The organism is Iodobacter sp. CM08 (genome assembly GCF_033446605.1).
Taxonomy (GTDB): domain Bacteria; phylum Pseudomonadota; class Gammaproteobacteria; order Burkholderiales; family Chitinibacteraceae; genus Iodobacter.
Genome location: NZ_JAWQUO010000004.1, coordinates 22,828 through 42,198, shown reverse-complemented (window position 1 = coordinate 42,198; position 19,371 = coordinate 22,828). Strand labels below are relative to the sequence as shown.

The following is a 19,371-nucleotide window of genomic DNA, read 5'->3' as shown; positions in this document are numbered from 1 at the left end:
CGCTGCCGACATTTTTTTGGAGACACGTCATGCGGCGTCATTTTCCCTGGCATATCGTGGTGTTCCTTACCCCCGCAGTGCTGATCTATTCCGTATTTAGCGCCCTACCCCTGCTCGATACCTTACGCCTCGGCTTTTTCACCACCAGTGAAACCGGCCAGCAAAGCTTTGCTGGCCTAGCCAACTATTACACCATTTTGTTTGATCCAGAATGGTCACACGCGTTTTGGAACGCGATGTGGAATAACTGTAAATTCTTTTTACTGCACCTACTCATCCAAAACCCGATTGGCTTATTGCTGGCCACGCTGCTCAGTCTAAAAAGCTTAAAAGGCGCAAAAACCTACCGCACGCTGATTTTCTTACCCACCCTACTATCTGTAGTGATTATTGGTTTTATCTGGCAACTGATTCTTTCGCCGCTGTGGGGAGTGGGTGAAAAACTGATGGGCTTCGCTGGCTTAGCGGATTACTTTGCGCCATTTTTAGGTAATGAAGGATCGGCGCTAATTACGCTAGCCATGATCTCAGTCTGGCAGTTTGTTGGCATTCCAATGATGCTGATTTATGCCGCGCTGCTTGCCGTGCCTGAAGATATCGTCGAAGCCGCCCACGTTGAAGGCGCAAGCAGCTTACGTATTTTCTGGGAAATCAAGCTGCCGCTCATTCTGCCCACGCTAGGGCTTGTCACCATTCTGACCTTTGTTGGCAACTTTAATGCGTTTGATCTGATTTACTCTGTGAAAGGCGCGATTGCTGGCCCCAACTACAGCACGGATATCTTGGGCACGCTGTTTTACCGCACCTTTTTTGGCTACCAAAGCCAGATTGGCAGCCCCACCATGGGCGCAGCCGTCGCCACCATGATGTTCTTAGTGATTCTGAGCGGCGTAGGCGCTTATTTCTTCTTGGTACAACGCAAACTGCAAAGGTTTGAGTTGTAAGTTTTTATATAAAAAAAATGCCTAAAAATTCTGTGCATACAGAGTCGTAGGGTGGACACGATTTTGTGCCCACGCGTGGGGTAGAAGTCGCTAGCGCTCTGGGTGAATGCTGGCTGCCGCGTGGGCCACGATGAAACTGTGCCCCCCTACGATCTACGATCCTACGATGCTTTGTTAGCTATTAAAGTGAGAACACGATGAAAAAACTCAAAACTGGGGGCCTGGTGGTGCAGCTGACTTTGCTCTGCTACACGCTACTGGCGCTGTTTCCTATCCTACTGATCCTGATTAACTCGGTAAAAAGCCGCTCGGCCATTTTTGATGACCCGCTGGCGCTGCCCAATAGCGACACCTTCTCCCTGATCGGCTTTCAAAAGGTTTTAGCCAAGTCTGATTTCTTGCTTTATTTTGGCAACAGCTTGTCGGTAACGCTGATTTCGCTGGCGCTGATTTTGCTGTTTGGCGCGATGGCCGCATGGGCCTTATCTGAATACAAGTTTCGCGGCAACCGCCTGCTGGCGCTGTTTCTGGCCATCGGCATTATGGTGCCAATCCGCCTTGGCACCGTTTCAATCTTAGAGCTGATCGTAAAGCTAGATCTAATCAACACCCTCACCGCGCTGGTGCTGGTTTACACCGCCCAAGGCCTGCCACTGGCGGTGATGATTCTCAGCGAATTTATTGCTCAAGTACCCAAAGAGCTAAAAGAAGCGGCGCGCTGCGATGGCGTGGGGGAGTTCAAAATTTTCTTCCAGATTATCCTGCCACTGATTCGCCCTGCAGTGGCCACCGTGGCGGTGTTTACCATGATCCCAGTCTGGAATGACCTCTGGTTTCCGCTGATTTTAGCCCCAGGCGATTCCAGCAAAACCGTCACGCTGGGCGTGCAGCAGTTTATTGGACAGTACGTCACCGATTGGAATTCGGTACTAGCAGCACTAAGCCTAGCAGTGATTCCAGTGCTGATTATGTATGTGATTTTCTCAAGACAACTGATCCGCGGCCTGACTTCCGGTGCGGTTAAATAAACTTTGGCTATAAAACCCAAATCTTGAACCACAGAGAACACAGAGGACGCGGAGTTTCACAGAGAAAACCCTCTCTTATTCCGGCCCTTCATGGAGCATGTAATGGCAACTGTAAAACTCAATCACTTAAGCAAATCTTACGACAAAAAAACCCAGATTCTGACCGATATTAATCTGGATATTAAACACGGTGAATTTGTAGTTTTAGTTGGCCCTTCAGGCTGTGGCAAATCCACCCTGCTACGCATGCTCTCCGGCCTAGAAAGCATCAGTGGCGGCGAGATGCTGATCGACGATAAAGTGGTTAATAATCTACCGCCCGCCGAGCGTGGCATTGCCATGGTTTTCCAAAGCTACGCGCTGTATCCACATATGAATGTGTATAAAAACATGGCGTTTGGCCTGCGTGTGGCCGGTGAAGACAAAGCCGCTATTGAAAAGCGCATCCACCACGCCGCCGGTATTTTAAAAATTGACCATCTGCTAGAGCGCCTACCGCGTGAGCTATCCGGCGGGCAGCGCCAGCGCGTGGCAATTGGCCGAGCGATTGTGCGTGAGCCTAAGCTATTTTTATTTGATGAGCCGCTTTCTAATCTGGATGCGTCACTCAGGGTACAAACCCGTTTAGAAATCGCCAAACTGCATCGCAGCCTAAATGCCACTATTGTTTACGTCACCCACGATCAGGTCGAAGCAATGACGCTGGGGGATAAAATTGTGGTGATGAGCGATTGCAAAATCCAGCAAGCTGGTACCCCGCTCGAGCTATACCAACAGCCGGCCAATTTGTTTGTGGCCACTTTTATTGGCTCGCCCAAAATGAATCTGATCGATGGCATGGTGCTGCAGGCATCCAGCCAAAATGTAGAAATCGAGCTGGCAACAGGCGATAAAATCATTGCCGAAGTAAATGGCAGCAGCGCCAAGCCCGGAGACTTGGTTAAAGTGGGCATTCGCGCCGAGCATCTCGCCGAAGATGCTCGCCACAATGAGCGCTTTAGTGGCACGGTGAGTATTGTTGAGCACTTAGGCGAGGCCAATTACGTGTATATCACCCTAGCAAATGGGCAAGATATTGTGGTGCGTGGGGATGGGGATAGAGAAGTAAATCTGGGCGATACACTAGAAGTATCCGCGCCTGCGGCTGCCTTCCATGTCTTTAATCAAGATGGCCTTGCCCTGCCACGGCTCAAGCCCGGCAATATGAGTACGTCTAAAACCAAATAAGATTGAGAGGGCACGGCATGCCGTGCCCTCTCAATCAGCAGGGTCCTGCAACAAATCCAAAGGCAACAAGCCTTCCGCCACTACCTCATCCAAAGCCGACACCACCTGCGGATCAAACTGGGTGCCAGAGCGCTCGCGAATATAAGCCATTGTTTCTTCTAAAGGCCAAGGCTCTTTGTACGGGCGCTTATGCAGCAAAGCATCAAACACATCCACCAAAGCAACAATGCGGGCCGAAAGCGGAATCTCGTAATCCTTAGCGCCCAAGGGGTAGCCATTGCCATCGAAATGCTCATGATGCCCTGCCGCTATTTCCGCACCTAAAGATAAATAAGTTGTACCCTCAACCAGCGCCACCGTTCTAGCTAAAATTTGTGCCCCCATCGGTGCGTGCTGATTCATGATTTCGCGCTCTTCTGGGGTCAAGCGGCCAGGCTTAAACAAAATATGATCTGGCGTTCCCACCTTGCCCACATCATGCAAAATACTTGCCATACCCACCATTTCCATAAACGCATTATCCATTTCATCAGGAAAAGCATTTTTGGCTTTTAAACGCCCAGCAATTGCATCGGTCAGCCTTTGCACCCGCAATACGTGGTCCCCAGTGGTTTGATCTCGAAACTCGCCTAAATCGGCCAAAGCCATCACCGTGGCCTCTTGAGAACGGCGTAATTGCTGGTAAAGATAAAGATTATCCATTGCCGCAGAAATACGTTCACAGAAAATATCTAATAGATTTCTGTCCACCATCTCTAATGGCCAAGGCGGAGAAAAATGCACTACAAAATCATAACTATTACGGCCTGCAATATATAAAATTTCATAGGGATAATTAGATTGGCTGCATTTAGTTTTTAATGCTGTATTTAAGGCCAATAATAAATGGCTATCCTCAGGCAACATATCACCATCTAATAGCGAGCTAAATGGGCCCGTAGCTGCCAGAATCTCTAAGCACTGCTGATCGCTTTTAGACTGGGCACATAGCATGCCATGTTCGCCTAAATTTAGAATTGCACCAATTTGCTTTAACACACCAGAGGCAAATTCTTTTAATGAATGCAATTGATAAAGATTGGTTGCCCCTTCCAATATCTTTGCTAAGCCTTGGCTGCTTTTTTCTAGGGCATGCAGGCTTTCAAAGCTACGTAAAGAAGCAATGACCGTGGTAAATATTTTATTAGCAACGAGTTCAGTTTTAGTTTTGTAATCATTAATATCGTATTCAAGCACCACCTGCTGCTCTGGCGCATGCCCAGGCTGCCCGGTGCGCAAAACAATACGCACTAATTGATTGCCTAGCTCATCACGAATACGCTTAACTAAACGCAGACCAGCGTCATCGGTTTCCATCACTACATCTAATATAGTTAAAGCAATATCTGTATTAGAGCCCAATACCTCAAAACCTTGCTGCCCAGAATAAGCATGCAAAATTTCTAGGCCACGGCCTTTATATGTAATGTTTTTTAATGCCAAGACCGTAGCCCGATGAACATCAGGCTCATCGTCCACAATCAGCAGTTTCCAAGGCTGACGTACAATTAGCCCTGAGGCTAACGACTCGTCCTCGTCATCCTCTAACATCCAATCTTCATTTTGATCTAGTGCCATTAATGTATCCCTAGTTCAAACAAATGCTTCACAGCGGCACCCTGCCAGTAACATGCTATTTTTCATTTAAGAATAGAGTGCTTAGCAAGCATTGCCAAGCCTTGATCGTGCTTATCAATCCATTCTGTGAAATAAACCCCTCTATAAATAGCTTTTGTAGCAAAGCTATCCTTGCAAATTAGCTTTCTCATCGAGCTACAAACAAAATATTATCGAATCTCATCATCGGTATTTATCACGGCCATAGACATTTAGTATTCTAAATTGCTTTGCTTAAGTAGCTGATCGCCAGCGGCTAATTGAGATTACAATAGAGGCTAAATTCATACCGAGTATCCATTATGGCCGTTCACCACCTAATCTCATCCCGTTTTGCCGCTGCGCTAGCCCAAGTTGGCGCACCGGATGCCACTCCAAATATTCAAATGGCATCAAAGCCTGAATTTGGCGACTATCAAGCCAATGGCATTATGGGGGCGGCCAAAGCACTTAAAATGAATCCACGCCAGCTGGCAGAGCAAGTTGTGGCCTGTGTTGATCTGGCAGGCATTGCCGATAAGCTTGAAATTGCTGGCCCTGGCTTTATTAATATTACTTTAAGTAATGAGTACTTAAGCAAGACACTAGCTGAGCAACACACAGATGCAAAATTAGGCGCCGGTGTCGCCCTAGCTGAAACCGTTGTCATCGATTACTCCTCACCAAATCTAGCCAAAGAAATGCACGTGGGCCATTTGCGCTCCAGTATTATTGGCGATTCGCTAACCCGTATTTACGGCTATCTGGGCCATAAAGTAATCCGCCAGAATCATGTAGGCGATTGGGGCACGCAATTTGGCATGCTGACCGCCTATATGCTGGAAAACAAAAATCAAAATACAGAATTAGAACTGGGCGATTTAGAAGGCTTCTACCGCGCTGCCAAAGTACGCTTTGATGCTGACCCAGCTTTTGCTGATTTATCCCGCGAATATGTCGTGAAACTGCAATCGGGCGACGCTGAAGTGCGTGAGCTATGGCAACGCTTCCTGAATATCTCAATGAAGCATTGCGAAGATGTTTACCAAAAGCTAGGTCTATTACTGACCCGTGATGATGTGAAAGGCGAATCCTCTTATAACGATGATTTACCCGTCGTGATCGATGATCTGCGTGCCCAAGGTTTACTCACCGAAAGCCAAGGCGCACAAGTGGTATTTCTTGAAGAATTCCGTAATAAAGACGGTGATGCGGCCGCCTTTATTGTACAAAAGCAAGGCGGTGGTTTTCTTTATTCCACATCCGATTTAGCCACAGCCCGCTATCGCACTGGTGTACTGGGTGCAAGCCGCATTCTGTATGTAGTTGATGCCCGTCAGGGGCTGCACTTCCAGCAGTTGTTTACCCTTGCTCGCAAAGCAGGCTTTGTGCCTGCTGACACGCACCTAGAACACGTCGCCTTTGGCACGATGATGGGCGATGATGGCAAACCATTCAAAACCCGCAGTGGCGAGCTGATCAAGCTGGTGGATTTACTCTCAGAAGCGGAAAGCCGCGCCTTTGATTTAGTCAGCAGTAAAAATCCAAATATGGATGAGGCGACCCGCAAGCATATCGCCCATGCAGTAGGTATTGCTGCGGTAAAATACTCAGATCTATCCAAGCATCGCACTAGCGATTATGTATTCGACTGGGATAGCATGCTTAGCTTTGAAGGCAATACCGCGCCGTATCTGCAATACGCCTACACCCGTATCGCCAGCATCTTCCGTCAGGCGGGTGAAGTGCCTGCCAACGCAAAAATCGAGCTCATCGAGCCAGCCGAACACGCACTCGCACTCATCCTAGTGCAGTTCCCAGATACACTGCAGCAAGCGGCAAACGACACTTGCCCGCACGTTTTATGCAGCTATCTCTACACCCTTGCCACCCGCTTCTCGCGCTTTTACGACGCCTGCCCAGTGCTAAAAGCCGAAGGCGATATCCGTAGCAGCCGCTTGGCACTCTGCCAGGCCGCCGCAAAAACCATGCAAACGGGTCTGGACTTATTGGGAATTGAAGTGCTGCAGGAGATGTAATCTTACGTATCTGCTCCCAAAAATAAAAAACGCCACTTTATATTAAAGTGGCGTTTTTTATTCAGACCATATGCATATGCAAGCATGATTGGATAATTCATCATAAAGCATATGTCCTCTAATACTCGGAAATATTTACGACAAAAACCATAACATAAACCATAAAAGTTAATGCTATTATTTGCCCCCATTTATATGGGAATTAAAAAGGAATAAGTAGTTTTACTTACTCCTTGAATTATCTCTTTAATATTCTTTTGTAGAAAAAAATGAAAAAAAATATTCTTGCTTCCTTAATTTTATCCACTCTAATTGCATCGCCAGCATTTGCTGAAGGTTTTTACATTGGAGCTGATGTAGGTAGCAGTAACATGTCCGTAGATGTTAACAATAACTCTCTAGACAAAAACAACACCGCTTGGGGTATTAATGGCGGGTATAAGTTCTCTCCATATCTAGCCGCTGAATTAGGCTACCGTGATTTTGGCAAAGCTGAAGAAAACTACTACGGGCTTGCTAATGCATCTGTTAAAGCAAATGCAGTACAAGCATCTGTACTGGCTTCTTACCCATTCAACGATGCATTTAGCGTATTTGGTCGTCTAGGTGTTGCAAGTATCAAAGTAACAGCAGAAATAAACGCTGATGTGCTCGCTTACTCAAAATCTAATGAAAAAACTGAAACTAAAGCATTGTTTGGTATTGGTGCACAATATGCATTCAATAAAAACTTTAGCTTGCGTGCAGAATACAATCAATATGCAAAAATTGAAAATTTGAAACTATCAACATTCACTGTTGGTGCAAACTACAGCTTCTAAAAATAAATTAATTTATTTTTAGAAATAAAAAAGCGCATTCCAATATGGAATGCGCTTTTTTTATAACCCGCTTAATAGATGCTGATTAACCGCGGCTATTTACGATCAACAAGTGGTAACCGAATTGGGTTTTTACTGGGCCTTGAACTTCGTTCAGTGGAGCAGAAAACACCACTTTATCGAATTCTGGAACCATCATGCCTGGGCCAAACGAGCCCAGATCACCGCCTTGTGCAGAAGAAGGGCAGCTAGAGTGCTTTTTAGCCACGGCCGCAAAATCAGCACCTGCCAAGATTTCCTGCTTCAGTTCTTCACATTTGGCTTCGCTGCTTACTAAAAGGTGGCTTGCTGTGGCTTGTACCATTTCTAAAACTCCAAAGTATGATGCTAAAAATGCATCATTAAAAAACGCAATATGTGCGCATGCTATAGGGCCACAGATGATGCCTTTGCTACAAATTTCAAGTAAACGCGGCAAAAAAAACAACATTCACAGCCTAGCCTTAAGACAAACGGTCATGTTCCCCATCTAGCGCACTACAAACTGCCTTAAAATGGTGCCGTTCTGCATCCAAAACGATATGCCCTCATGAATAGCAACAAAATCCGTTTTTTTCGCCAGCGCATTCCCTCTTTCGAGTGTATTCCAGGCTGCCATGACTGCTGTGGGCCTGTTACCACCTCTAGCGAGGAAATGGCGAGGCTGCCACGCAAAAGTGCCGCAGAACAGGAAAAAGCACTGGAAAATCTGAGCTGCCCGCATCTTGGCGAGCAAGGCTGTACGGTTTATATGGAGCGCCCACTGATTTGCCGGCTATTTGGCACCACGCCAGCGCTTGCCTGCCCACACGGCAAACGGCCACAGTTGATGATTGATGAGAAAATTGAGCAGCAAATTCATCAGTTTTTCAAAGAAACACGCCAAGTTTTAGTGTAAATAGTTAGTATCAAAACACTGCTATTTCATATGGATTTAAACAATGCAAATCATGACTACACCGCGTTTAAACTTAAATAAAATTAGCCTTGAAGATGCGCCTTTTTATTTAGAGCTGATTAATAATCCATCTTGGCATCAGTATATTGGAGACCGAGGAATTCGGACATTAGAACAAGCCAAACAATTTTTGCTGGCAGGCCCCATTAAAATGCAAGAGCAATATGGCTATAGTTCTTATATTGTCCGTTTAAATAGCACGGCTGAGGCAATCGGCATTTGCGGCTTTTTTAAACGCGATTATTTAGCTGACGCCGATCTTGGCTATGCCTTATTACCGCAATTCGCAGGCCTTGGATATGCGCAAGAGGCAGCAAGCGCCGCGCTAACCTACGCCAAACAAACACTTGGCCTAACTAAACTCTTTGCCATCACCGACGAAGATAATCAGCGCTCAATTAAGCTATTGCAGAGTATTGGCTTTAAATTTGTAGAGACCTATTCCAAGGGAAAAGTATCTAGCGTATTTACCCTTGATTTATAAATAAATAGAGCGCAGTGGCATGAGTAAAACATTGACTACAAAAAAATAAAATATAGGGATGCTGTTTGCTGCGCCCCTAAGAAGGATATCCCTTAACATTAACAAACTAAGGTACGCGGAAAAAAATGAAGCTAGAGACCTAATCAGGGAAAATATTGTAAAAAAACGGGCCAAGTGGCCCGTTTTTTTATAAAGCTAAAATCAATTAAGCAATGATTGCTTTGGCCTTAGCCACTACATTTTCTACCGTAAAGCCAAAGTGCTTGAACAACAAGCCAGCCGGAGCGGATTCACCGAAAGTATCCATGCCCACAACATCGCCTTCTAGGCCAACGTATTTGCGCCAGAAATCAGATGTGCCAGCTTCAATCGCTAAACGGGCTACTCCGCGTGGTAATACTGCGGCTTTATAAGCAGCATCTTGCGCATCAAATACATTGGTCGATGGCATAGAAACCACGCGAGCAGCAATACCCTCTGCGGCCAAGGCTTCAGCAGCTTTTACTGCCAGCTCAACTTCAGAACCAGTAGCAATCAGCACCACAGCAGGGTTTGCCACGTCTTTGAGTACATAGCCGCCTTTCTTGATATTGGCGATGGTGGCTTCATCACGCGCCATAAACATTAAGTTTTGACGGCTGAAGATCAGGGATGAAGGCGTTGATTTTTGTTCGATTGCATGAGCCCAAGCCACCATCGATTCTACGGTGTCGCATGGACGCCATACATGGTGGTTTGGAATGCAGCGCAGGGTTTGCAGTTGCTCTACCGGCTGATGCGTTGGGCCATCTTCGCCCAAACCAATCGAATCATGGGTGTAAACGAAGAGGTTATTGGTCTTCATTAAGGACGCCATGCGCAGCGCGTTCAGCGCGTATTCGCAGAACATCAGGAAGGTTGCGCCGTAAGGGCGGAAACCACCGTGCAGCACCACACCATTCATAATGGCGCTCATCCCAAATTCACGCACGCCGTAGCTGATATGGTTACCAATCAGCTCATTGCCTTCACGCTTCAGTGAAACGCAGCCTTTCCAGTTGGTCAGGTTAGAGCCAGTTAAATCAGCCGAGCCGCCAAGGAGTTCTGGCACTTGTGGCGCATAGGCATTCAGCGCGTTTTGTGATGCTTTACGTGAGGCGATTGTTTCTGCCTTGGTGTTGGCATCGTTAATCGCAGCTTTCACCACATCTTGCCAATTCGCTGGCAATTCATTGCTCATACGGCGTTTGAATTCTGCTGCTTCCGCTGGGTAAGCTGCTGCGTACTTAGCAAACAGGGCATCCCAATCGGACTCTAAACGAGCGCCAGATTCTTTTTTATCCCAGCCTGCGTATACATCGGCAGGGATTTCAAACGGGCCGTGGTTCCAGCCAATGGCTGCGCGCGTTGCGGCAATCTCAGCATCGCCAAGTGGCGCGCCGTGACAATCGTGGCTGGCGGCTTTATTTGGCGAGCCTTTACCAATAATCGTTTTGCAGCAGATCAGCGTTGGCTTGTCTGTGACCGCTTTAGCAGCAACGATAGCTGCATCCAGCGCGTCTACATCGTGGCCGTCTACCGATAGCACATGCCAGTTGTAAGATTCAAAGCGCTTAGGGGTATCGTCGGTAAACCAGCCCTCTACATGGCCGTCAATAGAAATACCGTTATCGTCCCAAAATGCAATCAGCTTACCGAGGCCCCATGTGCCAGCCAGAGCGCAAGCTTCGTGACTAATGCCTTCCATCAGGCAACCATCGCCAAGGAACACATAGGTGTGGTGATCAACGATATCTAGGCCCGGCTTATTAAAATCGCGCGCCAATAGTTTTTCTGCCAGCGCAAAACCTACTGCATTGGTAATACCTTGGCCCAGCGGGCCGGTCGTGGTTTCTACGCCAGGGGTGTAATGCAGCTCTGGGTGGCCAGGCGTTTTAGAGTGAAACTGACGGAATGCTTTAAGATCATCCATCGATACATCGTAGCCAGTCAGATGCAGCAAGGCATATTGCAGCATAGAGCCGTGGCCGTTAGATAAGATAAAACGGTCGCGATCAGCCCAATGTGGGTTCACTGGATTAAAGCGCATGTGGTTGCCCCACAGCGACAAGCCAATTTCCGCCATACCCATCGGCATGCCTGGATGGCCGGAGTTCGCCTTTTGAACTGCATCCATTGCTAAAGCGCGGATTGCATTTGCTAAATCGTTACGCGTTGCCATATCTTTTCCTTGTGTGCATTAAGCCAATCATCATCAAGTCTTTTTAGACGCCGATACCGTAAGGCAAAGGGGCCAAGCCTAAATCGCTGCCCCCATTATCACTGAGGGACTGTGTTCGCAACAATATCAAAATACCATATCATTTTTAACACGAGATAACGCGGATAGCGTTGAGCTGGCTCAAAGTGTTAAGGCGGGCTTCCGCCCGCCTTAGAATAAATTAAAACCCGTAGTGGTTTTTACTTAACCGCTGTTACGCAGCGCCCCCTATTTTTAGTGCCTTCGGCACGTTGATTTAGGAGCGGGAATCCCCCGCGTGGGACTCCCTTTCTTGAACGGCCAAGAAAGGAAGCAAAACCACAAACTCAAAAACACGAAGGCCCCTCGCTGCAGATAATCGGCTCGGCGAAAAAGGCTGCGCGGGAGCAAGCCTCGCACCCCCTTTTCCGAAACCCCGATCCGCTTATTCTTCGTGTCGCGGCTTCAAGGGGAAATTTAAGCCCCGTGCCATGAGCTGCGATATGAATCCAAATTTTTATGATTCAAAAATCCTTAAATAAAAACCTGGTTTTCTCCGTGAAACTCCGTGTTCTCTGTGGCCTCCGTGGTTCAAGATTTGGGTTTTAAGCCACTATTCCAAAACATAAGTCCCCGGTGCAGCCCCTTGCTGAGGATGGGCGCGGCTGGATAGTTTTGGTTTTACCTGCTCGCCACACTGCGGTTTAAGCCACTCCACCCAGTTAGGCCACCAAGAGCCTGCTACCTTTTTTTGCCGCGCTAAAAAGTCTTCAGCGCTCTCACCCGCTTTCGGCACGCCCTGCCAGTAGCTACGTTTGGATGTGGGGCCTGGCGGGTTAACGATGCCGATAATATGGCCGGATGTAGAGAGGGTAAAGGTAACATCGCCACCGCTGCGATCAGCCAGCGTATAGGTCTGCTTCCAAGGAGCAATATGGTCTTCTTCCGCGCCCACCATAAAGAGTGGCTGCTTAATTTGGCCTAAGTCGATTTTTTGACCGCAGATTTCTAAAGCATCAGGCTGAACCAGTTTATTTTTCCAATATAACTCGCGCAAATAGGTGCGATGCATTTTCATTGGCATACGAGTGGAATCCATATTCCAATATAAAACATCAAATTCACTCGGCGTTTGGCCTAGTAGGTAATTATCCACCCAGTAATTCCAGATTAGGCTATTGGAGCGCAGCATTCTGAATGAGGCAGCCATATCTTTGCCATCCAGATAACCTTTTTTCTCCATCACACTATCAATAAAATCAAGGCCCTCTTCATCCAAAAAGACTTCGATATCACCAGGGTATTCAAAATCAGTTAGCGTGGTGAGTAAGGTTGCGGAAACCACCGGTACTTTGCCCGGCATCTGCCGATTTGCCCACGCCAGATAAGTTGCCACCAGCGTGCCTCCTAAGCAATAGCCAAGCAAATGCACCTGCTCGCTGCCGCTGATTTCTTGCGCTACTTTAATAATTTGCGCCACGCCATCGCTTAAATAATCATCAAAAGCCACATCGCGCATGCTGCCATCGGGATTTTTCCAGCTAGTAATAAATACGGAGAAACCTTGGTCAGTTAGATACTTCACCAAGCTTTTTTTCTCATTAATATCAAGGATGTAATACTTATTAATCCAAGGGGAAACCAGCACCAACGGCACACTGTGCACCGTGTGTGTAGTGGCTTCATAATGCAACACTTCCAGCAAGCGGCCGCGATACACCACCGCTCCCGCCGTGGTGGCTAGGTTTTCACCCACCTTAAACGCGTTCATATCAGTCATACTGATATCACCACGTGCTTTATCTTCCTTAAAGTTTTTAAACCCCGCGACTAGGCTTTCACCGTTGGTACTTAATGCCTTGGCAATGGCCACGGGATTAGTCAGTAAGAAATTGGTTGGCGCTGCGGCATTGAGCACTTGCCGCAGCCAAAATGCACTACGGTTTCTTTCGTGCTCGCCCATGTCAGGCGTGGCGTAGAGCGTATCTTGCAGCCAATGGGTATTGAGCAAATACCACTCTTTAATGCCATCCCAAAAAGGGTTATCGCTCCAGATGGGGTCGGCAAAACGCACGTCTTCTGGATGAGGTGGAAAAACATCGCTATCCGCCTCGCCCCAAAAGCGCCGCGCGGTAAAGGATTGCCATTTAGTGACGTCATTCACGTAACGAAACAGCACATTGGATAGGGCCTGTGGGTTTTGCAACCACGCTTGCTGCGCTTTGCGCGAGCTGGCCATCAGGCCAAAAGGATCGGTCGACTGCCTTAATTTGTGCTGTAAATCGGCATAACGCTGTGATTGTTCTGCAAAAAAATTTAAATCTGACATCGCCGTCCCCTTAAGATCGTTCTTTCAGCTTAGGTTGCGGTGCAGCAGAACTCAATGTGTAAGATCAAAGAGCCTGCTGTTTTTTCAGACGACTCAAGCCCAAACAAAAAACAATAAGACCCAAGCCCAGCCATATAAAGCCAAGCCTAAACTTGCCAATGCCAACGCACCTAAACGTGGCCACCATTGCAGCGTGCGTTGGCTAGCCAAACGCCAAAATAATCTAAGCGACCATAACAAAGCCAGACTTAATAACACTGCTCTGGTGGTAGGTGCCCATGCTGTTGCCACGCCTTCATGCTTAAGTAAATTCACCGTAAGCGCCGACAAGCCTAAAAACACGCCACAAGCCGCAGCAGGGATAAAGGATTGCGTCAGCTTATGCACGCTAAAAGCATCTCGCTTGGGCAAGATCCAATCTGCCAGCTTTAAACACAGGTACAGGCTACTGCCCAAAAACAACATGCTGCCGCCAATATAGGCCACGATCAGGCCACCATCTAGCCAAGAGAAGCTATCGTTCACCTCGGGGTAATGCGTCAGAATCCACCAAGGCGCATTGTCTTGCAGTGGCCAGAAGATCTCGCGATTCACCAGCCACTCGGCCATCATCTGCTTGGCATCCACCAGCCACGGGCTTGCCGTCCACTGAAACGCGCCCACCGCCAGCCCCATCAGGCCAAACAAAATCAGCACGGTTTCCCAGCCGCTACCCTTGGCAACTTGGGTGATTTCGGCTTCGGGAGAGCGCACGCTCAAGGCAATTGCGCCGCGATAATCACTGCAACGCCCGCACATATGGCACTCGGTAGCACCTTGCATATTGCGCATCGGCACGAGCGGCGCGCAGTTAACCGGAATCACTTTCTGCTGCGGTGTTTTCCAAGCGCCCACATCCACCTTGTAATGCCAAGGAGCCAACTTGGCTAACAAGTTAAACACGCCATTCACAGGGCAGAGATAACGGCACCACACCCGCTTGCTGCGCCCATACCAATAACCCACTCCCAGCGCCCCCACCGTTGATCCGCCCAGCACCAACATCGCCGCCAGCGGGTATTGATAAACGCTGAGCAGCTGACCGTAGACGGTGGTACAGGCAAAAGCCACAAAGGGCCAGCCCTGCCAGCGTATCCAGCGAGGGATGGGATGATTGCGCCCGCGCTCGCTGGCCCATTCAGTGAGCATGCCCTCAGGGCAAAACCAGCCACACCAGACACGGCCCATCAGCAGCATGGAGATCAACACAAATGGCCACCAGATCCCCCAAAATGCAAACTGCGCAAAAATCACCAGATGATTAAAAACCCGCGCGCTTTCATCAGGCAAGCTGACCATGGTGGGGATAATCAGCAGAAATAAATAAAAGAACACCACTACCCATTGCAGCTTGCGCAGCCAATGCGCGTGGTCCCTTAAAAAGTTACCGAACTGAGCGGTACGCGAATTCAAAATAGTCATTGCCCTGTACGACTCACGCGGCGCAGCAGCCAAGTGCTTGCAATCCAATAACTACTCCAAATTACCAGCAAAGATAAAGCGGGGTGCGAACGATAGCCTGCAAAATCGGCCAGTAATTTACCCACGCCCATGCTTTCATCTAGCCAAGCCGAGCTATCCCAAAGCGGATCAATCATCGCAGGCAAAACACCCATGCCAATCAAATGCTCTACGCCTGAATTCAACATTGCGCCCGCCAGAAGCAAGAGCAAGATTTCAGTAATCTTAAAAAACCAACGCCAAGAAATATATTTGCCGCCCAATTGCAAAAGCTGGAAGGTTGCCATGGCCGCCACAAAACCACCTAGGCCCGCAAGCGCAAGCGATCCACCATTGCTGCTACCGGCCACGCTGCCGTATAAAAACACCACGGTTTCACTACCTTCACGCGCCACGGCCAGAGCCACTAAAAACAACAAGCCCCACCAGTTTTTTTCTGCCGCATTACTGGCAAGGCCACCTTCTAATTCACGCTTAAGGCTACGACCATTTTTACGCATCCACACCACCATCTGCACGATCAGCGCGGCAGCCACGAGCGGCATTGCGGCCTGAAAATACTCCTGAGCCGTATCATCTAGCCAGCTAGAAACGCCTAATAGCGTCAGCGCCAGCAAGCCCGACAGCACCAAACCGAGGCCCACACCACCCCAGAGATAAGCCATACCACGTTGGCCAGCCACCGGATTGGCGCGCAGCCAAGCATATAAAATCCCCACCACCAGCAACGCCTCAACGCTTTCACGCCAGACAATAAATGCGACTTGTTCCATAGTCTTTAACCTTTAAAAATTCTTCAAACTCACTTTGTAACCCGCAACGATAACGATGACTTTAACTCTGTAACTTAAGGCTTAAGTTTTACTGCCAAGAACACCTTACACTTCACTAAAGTTACGTAGTTCTTGTCTTTTTAGTGCCTTCGGCACGTTAATTTAGGTGCGGGAGTCCCCCGCGTGGGACTCCCTTTCTTGAACGGCCAAGAAAGGAAGCAAAGAAGGCCGCCCCGACCAGCACGAAGGCCCCTCGCTGCGGATAATCACCTCGGCGAAAAAGGCTGCTCGCTCGCTGCCTCGCTACCCCTTTTCCGAAACCCCGAGCCGCTTATTCCTCGCTTCGGCGTGCTTCAAGGGGATTTTTAAGCCCCGTGCCACATATAGCGTAATAAACCCAGAACACTGTATTTTGAAATTCTCAAAAACTCACATCAAATAGCTTTTAAAAAGCATGCATTTCTCTGTGAGCCTCCGTGTTCTCTGTGTGCTCCGTGGTTCAATATTTGGGTTTTACCCACTTACTTCACCACAATCACACCCCGCGCCTGCGGGTGGAAATCATCAAAGAAGATATATTCGCCAGCCGATACGCCCTGAATCACCACAAAGGATTCCACGCCGGGAGCGAGGACTTTTTCTTTACGCAGTGGCAGGCTTTCAAACTCAGCTGGCGACTTACCCTTGTTCACTAAAATCAGCTTGAATTTGGTTTTTGCTGGTGCTTCGATACGCGTTGGCGTGACCTTGCCATCGTTCAACTCCACCCTAAAAGTCAGCAAATCTTCGGCATACGCCGTTAGCGTAAATGCACTCAATAACAGCGCCACAATAAAACGCATATGAAACTCCAGTAAGCACAAAGCCCCCAAATGGGGGCAAAGTCATCAATAGGCTGCGGCAAAACGCTTACCGCACAAGCTTAGTAACCGCCCTTTTTACCTGTACCCGCGTAAGTAAACTCATAGTTCAGATCGAAAGCCTTAAACCAAGGTGCTACGCCCGTTTCCTTATCCACATGGCGGCCAAAGTGTGCATGTGGGTTTTCTGATGGCGGCAAAATGGTGTATTTAAGCTTGTACTTGCCCGGGCCTTCCAGCTTGATATTGTCGCCGTAATGCGGGCCATCGCTGGCCACCATGGCCATAAAATCGCCCTTGATCACATTCTTGCTACCGACTTTTTGCAGCTCATATTTAATCAGCAGATACGGCACCCACTCGCCTTCGCCAAAACCATTTGGGTTGCCTTTAGCGGCGTGGATATCGGCTTCAAGATGGATATCCGAAGCTTCTGCCTTACGCATCATGCCATCTGGATCCATTTTGACTGGCTGCAGGTAAACCGCCGCCAACTCCATGCCATTTTTAATTGTCGGTTTACCAATTGGATATTCTGCGGCATAGGCTTGGGCAGAGAGGGCCAACGCAATCGCGGGAACCAGATATTTCATAAACACACCTTTAAGCGAAGGAAGCAAACACTGATGGCCATGCAGTACGCATGGCGAATAAGAATTGCTATCAATCTTATTCCCATCGTCATGACTTTAAAAAGGTTCTATTTACTAATTACCAGAAACAGGCTTATTTTTTTGATCTATGTCAAAAAAACAACCTCCAAGTGCACACAACACACTTAGAGGCTACTCCTACAGCGCCGCGTGGGCGCTTGGCCACTATAAAGATCGGCCAAGCACATCCGCCTGAGCCAGCCTCTCCACCGTCCCCACATCAAGCCACAAGCCAGAAAAACACTCGCCAGTAAGCTGACGTTTTTCCATAGCCAACAAAAATGACGGCAATAATGCAGCAGGACTTCCGGCAAGGATCTCTGAGAAAAATGCAGGCCGATACAGCGCAACACCCGCAAAAGTCATCGCCTGATCACCTTCTAAGCAGGGCTGCACCTCTCCTGCCGCATTAATCGTGAGGTCTCGCCCCGTTGGGTATTCGGCTTTTTTCACCATCACCAAATGACCTGAATGTTCATTCAACTCGCTTACCAATTGGGGTAATCGGGCAAAGTCATAATCAGTAAAAATATCGCCATTAATCACCACAAACGGCTCATCGCCCAAGAGCGGCAACGCTTTAGCAATGCCGCCAGCGGTTTCCAGCGCAGTTTCTTCAGCGGAATACTGAATCCGCACCCCAAACGCCGCACCATCACCAAGACGCTGTTCAATCATCGCCCCAAGCCAAGCATGATTGATCACCACCTCGGTAATGCCTGCTGCGGCAAGGCGGCGTAAATGCCAAACAATCAGCGGCTGGCCGCCCACCTCTAATAAGGGCTTAGGGCAGTGATCGGTAAGCGGGCGCATCCGCTCACCACGCCCTGCGGCAAGAATCATCGCTTTCATCAGAAAGTAAACCCTGTGGCCACCGGCTCGCCGTGCAGATTAAGCAGCAAACGTCCCAGCGGGGTTAACTCGCTATAGCGCAAGCAAACTTTGCGCACATATTCAAATACACGGGGGATATCGGCCTGATATTGCTCTTTGCCATCACGCGCTTTCAGCCGAGCAAACAGGCCCAAAATTTTAAGGTGGCGCTGCAAGCCTTGCCATTCAAAGGCACGGTAAAAATCGCCAAAGTCTTCATGCACTGGCAAGCCAGCGGCACGTGCTTGCTCCCAGTAGCGGATAGCTAAATCGAGCACAAAGCTCTCATCCCAAGCGAGATAAGCGTCTTTTAGCAGTGAAACTAAATCGTAAGTGATCGGGCCAAGTACCGCATCCTGAAAATCGATCAGGCGCAGTGTATCGTCTTGCACCATTAAATTTCTGGAATGAAAATCGCGGTGCATAAATAAGGTGGGCTGGCTTAGATTATTCGCCACAATCAGCGCGCAGCTTCGCTCCCAAACCGCCAAATCTTTACCTTCCAGCACCACGCCATACTGATGGCCAAAATACCATTCGCGGCAAATGTCCATTTCACGTTGCATAAACGCACCATCAAATGGGGCCAATTCGGAGATCGGAGTCTTGACCTGCATTTTCACCAGCAATGCAATCGCTTGGCGGTAATAATTGGCCGCGTTATCTGCATCAATCAGGCTGGCAAGCGTTTGAGTGCCCAAGTCTTCTAGCAATACCCAGCCTTGCGCTAAGTTTTGCGCCAGCACCGCAGGCACCGGCAAGCCAGCGTTGGCAAGGCGTTGCTGCTGCTGCAAGAAAGGCTGGCAGTCAAAAACATCAGGCAAGGCATCCATAATAATCAGGCTGCGATCGCTAAAAACAGCGCGCCAATAACAGCGAACACTGGCGTCAACGGCGGCTGTTTCTAAGGAAAGTGGTGCCTCACCAAGGGTTTCGGTCAACCAGCAATGAAGTGAATCTGTTCTAGTCATAGTCGTAAGTGCCAGCAAT

The 19,371-nt window shown here is 48.5% G+C and carries 17 protein-coding genes; 7 read left to right on the top strand and 10 right to left on the bottom strand.

Features of this window, described 5'->3' with window-relative positions:
• Positions 1 to 29 precede the first annotated feature (29 nt).
• The 3 genes from R6242_RS02940 to R6242_RS02930 all read left to right on the top strand — a co-directional run bounded on the left by R6242_RS02940 (position 30) and on the right by R6242_RS02930 (position 3,199).
• Entirely contained in the window at positions 30 to 944 is a 915-nt protein-coding gene (locus R6242_RS02940; protein ID WP_318423503.1) for a sugar ABC transporter permease, read from the top strand.
• A 197-nt stretch (positions 945 to 1,141) separates the two neighbouring features.
• Positions 1,142 to 1,972 (top strand): carbohydrate ABC transporter permease, encoded by an 831-nt coding sequence (locus R6242_RS02935; protein ID WP_318423501.1) that lies wholly within the window; start codon positions 1,142 to 1,144, stop codon positions 1,970 to 1,972.
• A gap of 102 nt (positions 1,973 to 2,074) precedes the next feature.
• Entirely contained in the window at positions 2,075 to 3,199 is a 1,125-nt protein-coding gene (locus tag R6242_RS02930; RefSeq protein WP_318423499.1) for a sn-glycerol-3-phosphate ABC transporter ATP-binding protein UgpC, read from the top strand.
• Between the two features lie 30 nt (positions 3,200 to 3,229).
• On the opposite strand, the gene R6242_RS02925 is transcribed toward R6242_RS02930, so the two are convergent.
• Positions 3,230 to 4,816, bottom strand: a complete 1,587-nt coding sequence (locus tag R6242_RS02925) for a DUF3369 domain-containing protein (protein ID WP_318423497.1) — start codon at positions 4,814 to 4,816, stop codon at positions 3,230 to 3,232.
• Positions 4,817 to 5,157: 341 nt separating this feature from the next.
• Between R6242_RS02925 and argS the strand changes: the two genes are divergently transcribed.
• Positions 5,158 to 6,873: an arginine--tRNA ligase gene (gene argS / locus R6242_RS02920; RefSeq protein ID WP_318423495.1), complete on the top strand. Its 1,716-nt coding sequence runs from the start codon at positions 5,158 to 5,160 to the stop codon at positions 6,871 to 6,873.
• Positions 6,874 to 7,142: 269 nt separating this feature from the next.
• Positions 7,143 to 7,694: a porin gene (locus R6242_RS02915; protein WP_318423494.1), complete on the top strand. Its 552-nt coding sequence runs from the start codon at positions 7,143 to 7,145 to the stop codon at positions 7,692 to 7,694.
• Between the two features lie 85 nt (positions 7,695 to 7,779).
• Here the strand turns inward: R6242_RS02915 and R6242_RS02910 are convergent, their stop codons facing one another.
• Positions 7,780 to 8,058: a peptidylprolyl isomerase gene (locus R6242_RS02910; protein ID WP_046350621.1), complete on the bottom strand. Its 279-nt coding sequence runs from the start codon at positions 8,056 to 8,058 to the stop codon at positions 7,780 to 7,782.
• Positions 8,059 to 8,283: 225 nt separating this feature from the next.
• On the opposite strand from R6242_RS02910, the gene R6242_RS02905 reads away from it, so the two are divergent.
• Positions 8,284 to 8,631: a YkgJ family cysteine cluster protein gene (locus tag R6242_RS02905; RefSeq protein ID WP_318423490.1), complete on the top strand. Its 348-nt coding sequence runs from the start codon at positions 8,284 to 8,286 to the stop codon at positions 8,629 to 8,631.
• 43 nt (positions 8,632 to 8,674) lie between these two features.
• Positions 8,675 to 9,175 carry a GNAT family N-acetyltransferase gene (locus tag R6242_RS02900; protein ID WP_318423488.1) on the top strand — a complete coding sequence of 167 codons (501 nt, stop codon included), beginning with the start codon at positions 8,675 to 8,677 and terminating at the stop codon, positions 9,173 to 9,175.
• 205 nt (positions 9,176 to 9,380) lie between these two features.
• Here the strand turns inward: R6242_RS02900 and tkt are convergent, their stop codons facing one another.
• The 8 genes from tkt to R6242_RS02860 form a co-directional block, all read right to left on the bottom strand.
• A complete protein-coding gene (gene tkt, locus R6242_RS02895) occupies positions 9,381 to 11,375 on the bottom strand; it encodes a transketolase (protein WP_318423486.1) in 1,995 nt (664 codons plus the stop codon).
• A 631-nt stretch (positions 11,376 to 12,006) separates the two neighbouring features.
• Complete coding sequence (locus R6242_RS02890; protein WP_318423484.1) at positions 12,007 to 13,722, bottom strand: PHA/PHB synthase family protein; 1,716 nt, start codon at positions 13,720 to 13,722, stop codon at positions 12,007 to 12,009.
• A 93-nt stretch (positions 13,723 to 13,815) separates the two neighbouring features.
• The gene (locus R6242_RS02885; protein WP_318423482.1) at positions 13,816 to 15,183 is read right to left on the bottom strand and encodes a 4Fe-4S binding protein; all 1,368 of its coding nucleotides are present in this window, start codon (positions 15,181 to 15,183) and stop codon (positions 13,816 to 13,818) included.
• Positions 15,180 to 15,995: an FTR1 family iron permease gene (locus tag R6242_RS02880; protein WP_318423480.1), complete on the bottom strand. Its 816-nt coding sequence runs from the start codon at positions 15,993 to 15,995 to the stop codon at positions 15,180 to 15,182. Before R6242_RS02880 ends, R6242_RS02885 begins: the two co-directional genes overlap by 4 nt.
• Positions 15,996 to 16,516: 521 nt before the next feature.
• Complete coding sequence (locus tag R6242_RS02875) at positions 16,517 to 16,837, bottom strand: cupredoxin domain-containing protein (protein WP_318423479.1); 321 nt, start codon at positions 16,835 to 16,837, stop codon at positions 16,517 to 16,519.
• 80 nt (positions 16,838 to 16,917) lie between these two features.
• Positions 16,918 to 17,448 carry an iron transporter gene (locus R6242_RS02870; protein WP_318423477.1) on the bottom strand — a complete coding sequence of 177 codons (531 nt, stop codon included), beginning with the start codon at positions 17,446 to 17,448 and terminating at the stop codon, positions 16,918 to 16,920.
• A 225-nt stretch (positions 17,449 to 17,673) separates the two neighbouring features.
• Positions 17,674 to 18,360 (bottom strand): N-acetylmuramate alpha-1-phosphate uridylyltransferase MurU, encoded by a 687-nt coding sequence (gene murU, locus R6242_RS02865; RefSeq protein ID WP_318423475.1) that lies wholly within the window; start codon positions 18,358 to 18,360, stop codon positions 17,674 to 17,676.
• Positions 18,360 to 19,352 (bottom strand): aminoglycoside phosphotransferase family protein, encoded by a 993-nt coding sequence (locus R6242_RS02860; RefSeq protein WP_318423473.1) that lies wholly within the window; start codon positions 19,350 to 19,352, stop codon positions 18,360 to 18,362. The genes murU and R6242_RS02860 overlap by 1 nt, the downstream gene beginning before the upstream one ends.
• Between the last annotated feature and the right edge of the window lie 19 nt (positions 19,353 to 19,371).

Excerpts from the sequence above, each read along its gene's own strand:
- R6242_RS02940 (WP_318423503.1), top strand. The coding sequence starts at position 30 with ATGCGGCGTCATTTTCCCTGGCATATCGTGGTGTTCCTTACCCCCGCA.
- R6242_RS02935 (WP_318423501.1), top strand. The coding sequence starts at position 1,142 with ATGAAAAAACTCAAAACTGGGGGCCTGGTGGTGCAGCTGACTTTGCTC.
- R6242_RS02930 (WP_318423499.1), top strand. The coding sequence starts at position 2,075 with ATGGCAACTGTAAAACTCAATCACTTAAGCAAATCTTACGACAAAAAA.
- R6242_RS02925 (WP_318423497.1), bottom strand. The coding sequence starts at position 4,816 with ATGGCACTAGATCAAAATGAAGATTGGATGTTAGAGGATGACGAGGAC.
- argS (WP_318423495.1), top strand. The coding sequence starts at position 5,158 with ATGGCCGTTCACCACCTAATCTCATCCCGTTTTGCCGCTGCGCTAGCC.
- R6242_RS02915 (WP_318423494.1), top strand. The coding sequence starts at position 7,143 with ATGAAAAAAAATATTCTTGCTTCCTTAATTTTATCCACTCTAATTGCA.
- R6242_RS02910 (WP_046350621.1), bottom strand. The coding sequence starts at position 8,058 with ATGGTACAAGCCACAGCAAGCCACCTTTTAGTAAGCAGCGAAGCCAAA.
- R6242_RS02905 (WP_318423490.1), top strand. The coding sequence starts at position 8,284 with ATGAATAGCAACAAAATCCGTTTTTTTCGCCAGCGCATTCCCTCTTTC.
- R6242_RS02900 (WP_318423488.1), top strand. The coding sequence starts at position 8,675 with ATGCAAATCATGACTACACCGCGTTTAAACTTAAATAAAATTAGCCTT.
- tkt (WP_318423486.1), bottom strand. The coding sequence starts at position 11,375 with ATGGCAACGCGTAACGATTTAGCAAATGCAATCCGCGCTTTAGCAATG.
- R6242_RS02890 (WP_318423484.1), bottom strand. The coding sequence starts at position 13,722 with ATGTCAGATTTAAATTTTTTTGCAGAACAATCACAGCGTTATGCCGAT.
- R6242_RS02885 (WP_318423482.1), bottom strand. The coding sequence starts at position 15,183 with ATGACTATTTTGAATTCGCGTACCGCTCAGTTCGGTAACTTTTTAAGG.
- R6242_RS02880 (WP_318423480.1), bottom strand. The coding sequence starts at position 15,995 with ATGGAACAAGTCGCATTTATTGTCTGGCGTGAAAGCGTTGAGGCGTTG.
- R6242_RS02875 (WP_318423479.1), bottom strand. The coding sequence starts at position 16,837 with ATGCGTTTTATTGTGGCGCTGTTATTGAGTGCATTTACGCTAACGGCG.
- R6242_RS02870 (WP_318423477.1), bottom strand. The coding sequence starts at position 17,448 with ATGAAATATCTGGTTCCCGCGATTGCGTTGGCCCTCTCTGCCCAAGCC.
- murU (WP_318423475.1), bottom strand. The coding sequence starts at position 18,360 with ATGAAAGCGATGATTCTTGCCGCAGGGCGTGGTGAGCGGATGCGCCCG.
- R6242_RS02860 (WP_318423473.1), bottom strand. The coding sequence starts at position 19,352 with ATGACTAGAACAGATTCACTTCATTGCTGGTTGACCGAAACCCTTGGT.